The organism is Thermoclostridium caenicola (assembly GCF_900142095.1).
GTDB classification, from domain to species: domain Bacteria; phylum Bacillota; class Clostridia; order DSM-8532; family DSM-8532; genus Thermoclostridium_A; species Thermoclostridium_A caenicola.
In genome coordinates this window covers 40,833-52,798 of record NZ_FQZP01000008.1, presented here as the reverse complement: position 1 = coordinate 52,798, position 11,966 = coordinate 40,833, and the positions used below count along the sequence as shown (strand labels likewise).

General features: G+C 40.4%; 10 protein-coding genes. 7 read left to right on the top strand and 3 right to left on the bottom strand.

Going from position 1 to position 11,966, the window contains the following annotated elements:
- Positions 1–80: 80 nt before the first annotated feature.
- The 7 genes from F3H12_RS04050 to F3H12_RS04020 all read left to right on the top strand — a co-directional run bounded on the left by F3H12_RS04050 (position 81) and on the right by F3H12_RS04020 (position 8,042).
- Positions 81–845, top strand: coding sequence for a glycosyltransferase family 2 protein (locus tag F3H12_RS04050; RefSeq protein ID WP_149678083.1), 765 nt, complete (start codon positions 81–83; stop codon positions 843–845).
- A 28-nt stretch (positions 846–873) separates the two neighbouring features.
- Positions 874–1,977, top strand: coding sequence for a glycosyltransferase family 1 protein (locus tag F3H12_RS04045; protein WP_188118358.1), 1,104 nt, complete (start codon positions 874–876; stop codon positions 1,975–1,977).
- Between the two features lie 96 nt (positions 1,978–2,073).
- Positions 2,074–2,919: a DUF4422 domain-containing protein gene (locus F3H12_RS04040; protein ID WP_243133186.1), complete on the top strand. Its 846-nt coding sequence runs from the start codon at positions 2,074–2,076 to the stop codon at positions 2,917–2,919.
- 11 nt (positions 2,920–2,930) lie between these two features.
- Positions 2,931–3,698, top strand: a complete 768-nt coding sequence (locus F3H12_RS04035; protein WP_149678080.1) for an ABC transporter permease — start codon at positions 2,931–2,933, stop codon at positions 3,696–3,698.
- Positions 3,699–3,710: 12 nt separating this feature from the next.
- The gene (locus tag F3H12_RS04030) at positions 3,711–4,466 is read left to right on the top strand and encodes an ABC transporter ATP-binding protein (protein ID WP_149678079.1); all 756 of its coding nucleotides are present in this window, start codon (positions 3,711–3,713) and stop codon (positions 4,464–4,466) included.
- 88 nt (positions 4,467–4,554) lie between these two features.
- Positions 4,555–6,903 (top strand): glycosyltransferase, encoded by a 2,349-nt coding sequence (locus F3H12_RS04025; RefSeq protein ID WP_149678078.1) that lies wholly within the window; start codon positions 4,555–4,557, stop codon positions 6,901–6,903.
- A 17-nt stretch (positions 6,904–6,920) separates the two neighbouring features.
- Positions 6,921–8,042, top strand: coding sequence for a glycosyltransferase family 2 protein (locus F3H12_RS04020; RefSeq protein ID WP_149678077.1), 1,122 nt, complete (start codon positions 6,921–6,923; stop codon positions 8,040–8,042).
- Positions 8,043–8,047: 5 nt separating this feature from the next.
- Here the strand turns inward: F3H12_RS04020 and glf are convergent, their stop codons facing one another.
- The 3 genes from glf to F3H12_RS04005 form a co-directional block, all read right to left on the bottom strand.
- Entirely contained in the window at positions 8,048–9,154 is a 1,107-nt protein-coding gene (gene glf / locus F3H12_RS04015; protein WP_149678076.1) for a UDP-galactopyranose mutase, read from the bottom strand.
- 84 nt (positions 9,155–9,238) lie between these two features.
- Positions 9,239–10,438 carry a hypothetical protein gene (locus F3H12_RS04010; protein WP_149678075.1) on the bottom strand — a complete coding sequence of 400 codons (1,200 nt, stop codon included), beginning with the start codon at positions 10,436–10,438 and terminating at the stop codon, positions 9,239–9,241.
- Between the two features lie 39 nt (positions 10,439–10,477).
- A complete protein-coding gene (locus F3H12_RS04005) occupies positions 10,478–11,785 on the bottom strand; it encodes a UDP-glucose dehydrogenase family protein (protein ID WP_149678074.1) in 1,308 nt (435 codons plus the stop codon).
- Between the last annotated feature and the right edge of the window lie 181 nt (positions 11,786–11,966).

The window sequence follows — 11,966 nt, the reverse complement described above, 5'->3', positions numbered from 1 at the left end:
CTTTGGCCTACAATATAAATACGAAAAGTGTGGAAGACCTTTCGTCGCAGATAACAAAGAATAAATCTTCCAGGGTATCTATGGAACCTTTGGTATCGATTATCATGCCGGCATATAACAGCGGGAATACTATCAGTAGAGCCATACAATCGGTTTTGGATCAAACCTACAGCGAGTTTGAACTCCTGGTGATTGACGACGGTTCGACGGACAATACGGTTGACATCGTCAATTTCTATATGAAAACCGATTCCCGTATTGTCCTTTTGCGTAACCCCCGGAACCTTGGCGTAGCCGCATCCAGGAACCATGGCTGCAGGATGGCTCAAGGTGAGTATCTAGCTTTTTTGGATAGCGACGACATGTGGTTTGAAGACAAGCTGGAAAAGCAGGTCAGTTTCATGTTGCGCAAGGGATGCGATCTATCCTGTACGGCATATGCCTATGCACACCCCCATGAGCAGCCATCAAGAGACAAACGGGCTTACAGGGTACCAGAATCCATTTCCTATGAACAACTGCTTAAAGAGAATGTCATCGGATGCTCCACGGTCATGTTAAAGGCAACTGCCCTTAATGGGCATGCATTTTGCGGGGATTACGCGCACGAGGATTATGTGCTATGGCTTGAACTGGCCAAAGCCGGGAAAACCCTGTGCGGTCTGGACGAGGTTCTGACAGGCTACTCCTACGGTGGCCGTTCGGCGAATAAGTTCAAAGCCGGCAAAAACCGATGGATCATTTACAGGAGAGCCCAAAAGCTTCCCTTGCCGAAAGCTATTTACTATATGGCCTGCTATATACTGAATGCCATCAGAAAATACAAATCGCTGAGAAAAGACTGACAAAACATGAAAAGGAAGCATGCTGAAGATGATTAGGATATTGCATGTCATTGAAAACCTTAGCCTGAACAACGGCGTCAATTCGGTTGTCATGAACTATTACCATCATATTGACAAAAATAGGTTTGCCTTCGATTTCCTGGTCCATGAGCCTATCTCTCAGGAGGCCAGGGACAGGTTCATGAAAAATGGCTCCAAGGTATATGAGATGCCTGCATTGAGACCATCCAACATTCCGAGGTATATGGGAGATCTGAACCGCTTTTTCAGGGAGCATCCTGAATACAAAATCGTTCACGGCCATTTGCCCAATGCGGCCGTTTTTTACCTGGGTGCGGCTAAACGCTTCAATGTTCCGGTGCGCATCGTTCACAGCCATAATGACAGAAGCGCCGATTCCACCGTAAAAAGACTGCGGAATAACATCCTGAACAGCCTAATCCCCTGGGTTGCAAACTGTTATGCCGCATGCTCCGAAAACTCCGCAAGGTTCCTGTTCGGGAAAAGGGCTGAAAACGCCTTCATTCTGACCAATGCTATTGACACAGCCAAATATACTTTTTCCGAAGAGGTACGAAACAGGGTCAGGAAAGAACTGAACCTGTACGATAAACAGTTTGTCCTCGGCCATGTGGGCCGTTTCTGCCTGCAAAAGAACCACAGCTATATCATTGACATTTTTAAGGAAATATGTACCATCATGCCCGACAGTAGGCTCCTTTTGATCGGAGATGGCGAATTGCGGCACGTTATAGAAAAAAAGATTGGACAGCTGGGTTTAACTAACAAGGTGATATTCACGGGTGTCAGCGACCGTGTGAATGAATACTTGCAGGCGATGGATGCCTTCGTCCTGCCTTCCCTATTCGAGGGCTTCCCGGTTTCCGCCGTTGAGGCGCAGCTTTCCGGACTGCCATGCTTTTTGTCCGATACAATTATACCTCAGGCGGCATTAAGCCATAATACCGTATTCTTAAGCATCAAGGAACCTGCCTACACTTGGGCTGAAAAAATCTTCGCCTCACATGGTTCAGAAAAACGGCAGAGTATTTACATTCCGGAATTTGACATCAAGGTGCAGGTAAAGCGGCTGGAAAACTTTTATTCCGAGCTTTTTGAGAGAACCAAATAAAAACATTGTCAAGTGTAACTGCCGACGTTAGAATACTGTCATAACCCATACTACATACATAGAGGTTGGAATGGTAAATTGGTAGTCAAGATCTATGTGGCATGCCATAAACCGATATATGTACCGAAGCATTCGTTGCTTGTCCCCATACAAGTGGGAGCCGCTTTATGCAAAGACAGGTTTACCGGTATGATCTACGATGATACCGGTGACAACATTTCCCATCATAACAGAAGCTATTGTGAACTGACAGCTCAGTATTGGGCCTGGAAAAACGACAATGCGGACTATTACGGTTTTTTCCATTACAGAAGATACCTTTCGTTCAACATAAATAAAAAAATGCGGCCGTACGTTTTGGCCAACCATCCTGATGAAAGGGTTCTTGACAAATATGGCTATGATACATTCCACATACAGGACCTGATCGGAGGTTATGACATCCTGGTTCCCATTGCGGAAGATATGGGCGCAAGCCTGTTTGAATATTACAAGCAGTCGGCTTACCATCATATAGAGGATTTGCAACTGGCAGCAGAAATTCTGGGAGATCTTTTCCCTGAGTTTACGCCTTATTATCGCAAATATATTCACGGAACCATGATGCACCCGTGCAATATCTATATCATGAAACGGGAACTGTTTCATGAATATTGCTCCTGGCTGTTCGCCATATTAACCGAATATGACAAAAGAAAAGGCGCAGCCAATTACACCGGCGAGGAAGCGCGGGTCAACGGGTATTTGGCGGAGCGCCTGTTTGGTGTATACTATACTTGGCTGAAGGATACCGGGAAGGTAAAGGCCTTGGAACTGCAAAGGATCGATTTCATGCTGGACAGCATGAAATACTTCAAGAGGAAAGTGAAATATTTAATCGTTCCGCCGAACTCACGAAGAACAAGTCTTGCCCGTAAACTGCGAGAACAATTAAGAAAGTAAGGAGCATTCACATGCTTAGGAAATTAAAGAAGCATCAATTCCTCTTTGAAGAACTGGTTAAGAGGGATTTTAAGAAAAAATACAAGAGAACGGTATTGGGAATTTTGTGGAGCTTGTTGTCTCCATTGCTGACCCTGCTCGTCATGAGAATAGTCTTTACCGAGTTTTTTGGCAGGACAACAAACCACTATACAACATACTTATTTGCCGGGACACTCGTTTTCTCCTACTTCAGCGACGCTACCAACCAGGGGATGTCCTCGTTGGTTGACAATGCCGGTATTTTTACCAAAGTCAATGTGCCGAAATACCTGTTCCTGCTTTCCAAAAACGTATCCTCGCTCATCAACTTCGGGCTGACATTCCTTATTTTCCTGGGATTCTGTCTGCTGGATGGCATTGCATTCCACTGGAAATTCCTATTGCTGGTATACCCGATAGTCTGCCTGGTCTTTTTCAATATCGGGGTTGGTTCCATACTTTCCGCGCTCTACGTGTTCTTTAAGGACATCCAGTATCTGTACAGCATCTTTACATTGATGCTCATGTACCTGTCCGCCATTTTTTATAACATAGATGCCTATGAGCCAGCTGTGCAGAAACTCTTTTTGTTGAATCCTATATATGTGTATATCAGTTATTTCCGCACGATTGTAATCAACAATGCTATTCCAGACCTGGTAACACACCTTTTGGCATTCGGATACGCCTTTGCGGTCTTACTTATTGGAGCTAGAATGTATAAGAAGCATAACCAGAAGTTCTTATACTACTTGTGATGGGGGAAACCAATGGATAATACAAAACCGACTGTTGTGCTAAAAGACGTTTCAGTGAGATATATCATCGGCGATTTTAAAAATATAGGCTTGAAAGAATTTATTGTGCGTAAGCTTTCGCACAACTACCATGTGAAGGAATTCTGGGCTGTTGACGGGGTCAGCTTTTCCCTTGAAAAGGGTGACTTGCTTGGCATTATCGGCAGCAACGGTGCCGGTAAATCCACGCTTCTGAAAGTCATAGCCGGAATCATGAATCCTACAAAAGGAAAAGTCGAAATCAACGGTAATGTGGCAGCCCTGCTGGAGCTCGCCTCCGGGTTTGACGGGGAACTGACCGTAAAAGAAAACACCTACCTAAGGGGCGCCATGCTCGGTTATACACGTCGCTTTATGGATGAAATGTATGATTCGATCATTGAATTTGCCGAGCTTCAGGAGTTTCAGGACAGACCCTTCAAGCAGTTGTCCTCAGGTATGAAATCGCGACTTGCTTTCAGCATTGCCAGCCTGGTCAATCCAGACATTCTAATACTGGATGAAGTTCTGTCTGTTGGCGATGGAGCATTCCGGAAAAAGAGCGAAGAAAAAATGATGGAGATAATAGGCAGAGGCGTTACGACCATTTTGGTTTCGCATTCCACACAGCAGATCCGGCAATTGTGCAATAAGGTCCTCTGGTTGGAGAAAGGAAAGCAGATGGGATTTGGAGATCCGATTGAAATGTGTAAACAGTATGAAGAGTTTTTAAGGCAAAAGTACTTTTAACTATTTAATTAGGATCAGATATTTTATATAATAGGATGAGTGGGTGGTATAATATCAATTACTAATATTTACAAGGATTGAGGAAATAATGCCGAAAATATCTATTATTATCCCTGTTCATAATGCAGAAAAGTTTTTAAAGCAATGCTTGGATAGCGTAGTTAACCAAACACTTACGGATATCGAAATTATTTGTGTCGATGATTGCTCTACAGATAACTCATTGGAAATAATACAGAAATACGCTTCCGTTGACTCCCGGATTAAAACTGTTTCATACGACACAAACAAGAGTGCCTCACAAGCAAGGAAAGATGGTGTTTCAATATCTAGTGGCGAGTATATTCTTTTCCTAGATGCTGATGATTATATTGAACCAGATACTTGTGATATACTCTATTCAGAAATCAAGCGCGTAAATGTTGATATCTTACATTTCAACACGACAATAGAAAATTGCGGCGGAATTCCAGAAAATCGCATCAAGTCTCTTGAAAAATTATTATTGCCTTATCCCACAAAGTTGCAAGGAAAAGATGTTTTTGAATATTGTTTTTTATATGAGAAATACGGTTTTACTCTATGGAATAAAATTTATTCAGCATCATTGTGCAAAAAGGCTTTCCAATATATCCCTGAAGGTAAATATCCTAAGGCTCAAGATTTATATGCCTTTTTTATCATTTCTTTTTTTGCAAATTCATATTACGGTTTGTCAAGGCAAAAGGCTCTTTATCACTATTGCTTTGGAAGAGGTATTACCGGGCATGAATGGATAGATAGTAACATATTGGAACGTTATTGCACACAATCATATGTTGCTAAAGGAATAAAATTGTTTTTAGAGGGACAGGGATGTTTTGCTGAGTATGAAAAAATATGTCAAAAATATGATGAGAAGTTATTTGATGAATGCTTATCTAATTGGTTGTTACGCATGAAGAAAGGAGAGAGCTCAAAAGGATTTGATATCCTCGTAAAATATTGGGGCTCCAAAAAAGTTATCGCAGCACTTGCTAAGAAAAGATGGTACGACCGCGATATACTTGCTGATAGAATAAATGGTGCATTGACTCTTACCCCTAAACGTAATCATATTAAAACAATAGCTACATATTATCATCATATTGAAAATGGCGGTGTTCAGCGTGTATTATCCATTCTAATTCCTATATGGATTCGAATGGGTTATAAGGTTATCCTCTTTACGGATACTGAACCTAGCAATAATGATTATCAACTGCCCGAAGGGGTTCAAAGGATTGTATTACAATCATTTTTAAAAACTGACCGCAATAATTTTGAAATACGAATGAATCAATGGCATGAGTTTATTAATGAATATCAAATTGATGCTTTAGTTTATCATGCCTGGATGTCTCCATTGCTTTTTTGGGATATGATCACAATAAAAAGTTGTGGTGTCCCTTTTATAATAAATACACATTCTATTTTTTCGGCGACGATGATAACATTCCAAAATTCTTTTTACCAAATGCCCATTATTTATTCATTGAGTGACGCAATTGTTTCTTTATCATCAGTCGATTATACATATTGGAGTTATTTTGCCAATAATGTACATTTCATCCCTAATCCTTTAGATGGAACACTAAATGATGTACCAATTAGTGATCTAAAAAGTCATAATCTTATATGGATAGGCCGCTTTGCCAATGAAAAGCAGCCAATGGATGCTTTGCGCATCATGGAGATAGTCGTTAAGAGTTATCCTGACGCTAAACTGTATATGGTTGGAACAACACATCCTCCAGAAACGATGGACAAATACTACAAAGAATGCGAAAGACTCAAGCTCTCTAATAATATAGAGTTTTGTGGTTTCAGACATGATGTCAGCCAACTTTACCAAGCTTCATCAATACACTTATTGCTATCCTTATATGAAGGGTTTTCAATGACCTTGGCAGAAAGCAAAGCACATGGATTACCAACTGTTATGTATGAAATGCCTTATTTAGAGCTGACAAAAGACAATAAAGGAATTATTAGTGTAAAGCCAGGTGATATTAAAGGCGCTGCCGAGCAAATCATTAGATTGTTCAGTAACGATGAGTTACGGCTCGAACTTGGACGGGAGGCAAAAGAGAGCATAAAGAAGTATCTGGGTTTTGATTATGGAACTGCTTGGAAAAATGTTTTCGACTCGTTATTATTGCCAAAAAAAGAGATCGAGGTTACCGATAATAAGATTTTGCTTGAAACGATCATTGCCCATTACAAAATATGCTGGAAAAGAGTTCAAAATGAAAAAAATGAACTAAAGAAGCAAATATCTAGTCCTAATGTAACCCGTACACGTAATTTATTTATTGAATGTATCAAAATGATACATAAAGGTATTTACAGTTTACGAAAAAATGGTCTTAAATATACATACAATAAGGTGTTAGAAAAACTTGGTATCATAAAATAGTACAGTGTAAAATGGTTATGAAGCTGAAACGCCCAAAGGTATCCGTTATAATACCTGTTTATAACGTCGAAAACTATTTGCGTAAATGTTTGGATAGTGTCATTAATCAAACATTGAACGATATTGAAATCATTTGCGTTAATGATGAATCAACCGATTGTTCACTAAACATACTGCAAGAATACGCTGTTCAAGATTCCAGGATCATTATTATCAATCAAAAGAATTCGGGGGCAGGTGCCGCAAGAAACGCAGGTTTAAAAGTGGCAAGGGGAGAATACTTATCATTCTTGGATTCAGATGACTTCTTTGAATTGAATATGCTGGAGAAGGCATATGAAGCTTGCTCAACTTATAATTTGGATTTTGTGGTATTCCGTTCTGACTTTTACGATAATGACACCAATACTTTTATTCCACAATATGATACTATAAGAAAGGATCTTCTTCCAAGAAAAAAAATCTTTAGTTATAAAGACATAAAAAAGGACATTTTTAATATATTTGTAGGCTGGGTTTGGGATAAATTATACAGACGTGAATTTGCTATTTCGAACAACCTCCTTTTTCAAGCGCAAAGGACGACAAACGATCTCCTTTTTGCTTTCACTGCTCTTGTGAAAGCTAAAAGAATCATGGTAATGGATGAAGTACTCGCCCATCACCGGATAAGCCTTCAATCGTCCTTATCAAGAACACGGGAACAGTCGTGGCGTTGTTTTTATAACGCTTTGCTCGCATTGCGGGAGGAACTGAAAAAAGCAGGTATTTATGAGGAAATCGAGCAAAGCTATATTAACTATGCCTTACATTTTTCGCTCTGGAACCTCAATACGATAACTGGATCTGCCTATAAAAAACTGTATGACAGTTTGAGGACAGAGTTTTTCCAGGAACTTGGTATTACCCGGCATGACAGAAATTATTTCTGGAATAAAGGAGAATACGAGCAATATCTGAAAATCATGAAAAACGAATGCGTTTCAGACAACAGCAGAAACGATGAACCAGCCAAATATAGTATTATAGGAGCTTTCTTGAAGAGTCTGATAAATAACGGTCTAAAATATACTTTATTTAAAGCTAAATATGAGCTATTTAACCGATGGATAAAACTACGCAAATCATTTAGCCAATAAAAGGCTTAACTGTTAAATTCTTTTCTTATGGCCTCAAGCGCGGCAGCAATCACTTGATCCATATTGTAATACTTATAATGGGCAAGCCGTCCGCCGAATATGACGTTCTCACATTTATCTGCAAGCTCCCTGTACCTATTGGCAAGGATTTCATTCTTCTCATCGTTTATAGGATAATAAGGCTCAGCACCCGGTTCCCATTCCAGAGGATATTCCCTGGTGATCACCGTTGTAGGTTGGGTTCCGAACTCAAAATGCTTATGCTCGATGATTCGTGTCCAAGGAACTTCCCGGGAGGTATAATTGACAACCGCATTGCCCTGGAAATTGTCGATATCCAGTTCCTCGGTTTCAAAACGCAGGCTCCGCCATTCCAGGTGCCCCAGTGAGTAACCAAAGAACTCATCCAGCATACCGGTGAAAACGGTCTTCTCAGCAATACCCGGATTTTCCTTGATAAACGTAAAATAATCCGTGTTCAACATCACTTCACTGCCTTCAAGCAGCTTTTCGATGATAGGTGTGTACCCGCCAATAGGGATGCCCTGCCACCGATCATTGAAATAGTTGTTATCATAAGTAAATCGCAACGGCAGGCGTTTTATGATAAATGCCGGCAGATCGCGGCAACTACGGCCCCATTGTTTCTCGGTATATCCCTTTACAAGCTTTTCATAGATATCGTAGCCAACCAGAGATATGGCCTGTTCCTCCAGGTTCTTGGGTTCCTTTATCCCTGCCTCCGCAACTTGCTGGGCGATCTTTGCCTTTGCCTCTGCCGGAGTTTTTATACCCCACATTCTGCTGAAAGTGTTCATATTGAAAGGTAAATTATACACTTCATCCCCATAGATAGCAATTGGAGAGTTAATGTAATTGTTGAACTCGGCAAACTGATTGATATATTCCCATACTTCCTTATTTGAGGTATGGAAAATATGCGCCCCATACTTATGGACGTTTATTCCATTAATGTTTTCGGTATAGATATTACCGCCAACATGGTTGCGCCGTTCCAAAACAAGACAACGCTTTCCCCGCTTTGTGGCTTCATGGACAAAAACCGCACCAAATAAGCCTGAACCTACAACCAGATAGTTATATGATTCCATTGTTTATCCTTTCCTAGCTAAAAGGGCTGAATAATATGCAGATTACTAAGGATGTAATCCACACACAATAATAATCCTTACGGTTTATAGCGAGCAGTAGAAGGCTAAATCTTGTGAACACCAAATTCTTATATCCTTATCTCCATAATAAGTACTCGCTTTGAATGCAATCCCGTTTTCCTTTAGTATTCTCTCTATCTCTCTGCCCGTATTCTGTTCCGCTAAACGGTTATAATCATCAAGCATTATAATAAAGCTATCCTTTAAGCAATCGGGTAAAAGATTAAGTATATCTATTCTGGAATAACTATCCATATCACCGCCTAAAGGACCATCAATACTAATATAATCAAATTTCATATTCTGAAAAACCATTGATGCCCCTTTATATATACGCACTTTTTTCGCCTCTTTGTATGATACAAAATCATAATCAAGTACTACGATTTCAGTATTTTCGGGCAAAATGCAGTCATTTCCGAAAAACTCTATCCAGTTTTTATCATGTTCAACAACATAGTGTTTTACATCCTTATTTGCTGCCGCATATTGTGCAATCATTCGTGTGCTCTGTCCAAGCCCGAACTCTAATATGGATTTAGGACGCAACTCATTAAGTATTCTGAACATAACATAAAGGTAGGGATAACCAACCGCCCAACGACCAGGAGACAGCGATACATCCTTAAGCCATGAACAGTTTTTTATCGCGCTATTGAATACTTCTGCCCAAACAGCCTCAGATGCAGAACGCATCGCCTTTTCAGCTTTTTGCTTAATAACACTCAACTCGTTAGTTTGCTCGCTTAATTTAGTATCCAATGTTTTATGGGCTTTTTCCAGCAAATCACGATTGTCTAAAATTGATTCACGCAAAACGTTTTCAGACTTGCTTAGCAACTCTGTAATTTGAGCATACTTCTTTTCGGAGTCCTCAAGTATTTTAGTATAGCGTTCTATTCTATCCTTATACTCTGTCAATAGTTGTTGCCGCTCGGTTTGATATTCCTTACGCAGCTGTTCACGTTCTTCTTTACTTTCATTGAAGATCCTTAGGTAATCACGATTGACAGATTCAAATAATACGTACAGACGTTTCAGTTCTTCATTCTGTGCTTTTAAATGTGCTTTGATGGAGGCAGTCTCATTTGTGAGCTTTTCAATCTGGGTCTTAAGCTCTTTTTTACTGTCACCAATAGCTTTTAATATATTCTTGACTTCACGCATGAAGGATTTTACAGGAGGTGGTAAAATTCGCTTTAAAAATTCCCTAAATCTCTTCATAGGTACCTCCAAATAGTTGACATATATTATTTTAACATATCAAGGCTTTAATTTTTGAATGACTCTTCTTCCTATGGATTCGTAAACCAAGTCATGACCTTCCATGTCCTCAAGCTTGTAGCAGTTGCGCCCATCCAATATTATAGGCCGTTTCATGGATAAAAACACTTCGGGCTTTAGCGATGTTATCTGGGGCCACTCAGTAAGAATAAAACAGATATCGGCATCCTTCAATGCTTCCTCCGGTGTCCCGCAGTACATAATACTTCCGTTAACCTTTTGCTTAAACCGTTCCATACCGCATGGATCATAAGCTTTTACGATTGCACCATCATCCAGTAGGATTGGAACAATTGTTAAAGAAGGTGCCTCACGTAGGTCGTCGGTACCGGGTTTGAACGTGAGTCCTAAAACCGCGATTGCTAATCCTTCAAAGGTATCGTAATATTTTCTAGCTTTTTTGATCAGCCGTAATTTTTGATTTTCGTTTACTTCTATTGCCGCCTTAATGGTTTTTAGTTCATGGTCATGGTAATTACCCAGCCAATGCAATGCTTTTGTATCCTTTGGAAAACAGGAACCACCATATCCTATACCGGCCTTCAGAAATTTATCGCCGATGCGCGGATCCATGCCCATGCCTCGCGCCACATCTTCCACATCGGCGCCAAGCACTTCGCACAAATTGGCAATTTCGTTAATGAAGGATATTTTTAGTGCCAGAAAATCGTTGGAGGCATATTTGATCATTTCGGCGCTGCGCCGGTTGGTGAAAACGATAGGCTGATTCATGCCTTTATAGATCTCAGCCATTGCTTTACGAGCTTCTTCGCTTTCCGCACCAACAACAATACGGCTGCCATGGAGCATGTCCCTTACGGCTGTTCCTTGGGACAGAAATTCAGGATTTGAGACAACTTCTATGTTAACATCATGCTTCAAATGTTTTTTTATGTACTGTTCAACCTTATCATTAGTCCCAATAGGCACAGTGGACTTAACCACAACGATGCAGTCCCGCTTTGCCGATTCAGCAATTTGGCCGGCTACAGCAAAAACATAAGATAAATTTGCGGAACCGTCCATCTTCTCAGGTGTCCCTACAGCTATGAATATGGCGTCAGCATCCGAATAGGCTGCCGAATAATCCGTAGTAAATGTCAGTCTGGATGCATTTTCAGCCATCAGTTCCGGCAATCCAGGCTCAAATATTGGGCAAATACCTTTCTTGAGCTTTTCAATCTTGTCTGCGTCAATGTCCATACAGATTATTTCATGCCCCAAATGAGCCAAGACAACACCTGTTACCAGCCCCACATAGCCTGTTCCTGCAATTGCAATCTTCAAGATAACGCGCCCCTTTGTAAATAGTAGAAAACGAAAATTTTAAAACGTTATTTATATTAATAATAAACCAGTGAGGGGATCCCATCAAGTCTGGTTATTAATTATACAGTAATTATGTTGTGCCATATATCAGGAGATAGGATATGGATTTCTATAAAATAGATGAAATTACAAAACGAAG

Bases quoted from the DNA above. Each gene is read 5' to 3' on its own strand.
- F3H12_RS04035 (WP_149678080.1), top strand. From the start codon at position 2,931: ATGCTTAGGAAATTAAAGAAGCATCAATTCCTCTTTGAAGAACTGGTT.
- F3H12_RS04010 (WP_149678075.1), bottom strand. From the start codon at position 10,438: ATGAAGAGATTTAGGGAATTTTTAAAGCGAATTTTACCACCTCCTGTA.
- F3H12_RS04045 (WP_188118358.1), top strand. From the start codon at position 874: ATGATTAGGATATTGCATGTCATTGAAAACCTTAGCCTGAACAACGGC.
- F3H12_RS04030 (WP_149678079.1), top strand. From the start codon at position 3,711: ATGGATAATACAAAACCGACTGTTGTGCTAAAAGACGTTTCAGTGAGA.
- glf (WP_149678076.1), bottom strand. From the start codon at position 9,154: ATGGAATCATATAACTATCTGGTTGTAGGTTCAGGCTTATTTGGTGCG.
- F3H12_RS04020 (WP_149678077.1), top strand. From the start codon at position 6,921: ATGAAGCTGAAACGCCCAAAGGTATCCGTTATAATACCTGTTTATAAC.
- F3H12_RS04025 (WP_149678078.1), top strand. From the start codon at position 4,555: ATGCCGAAAATATCTATTATTATCCCTGTTCATAATGCAGAAAAGTTT.
- F3H12_RS04050 (WP_149678083.1), top strand. From the start codon at position 81: ATGGAACCTTTGGTATCGATTATCATGCCGGCATATAACAGCGGGAAT.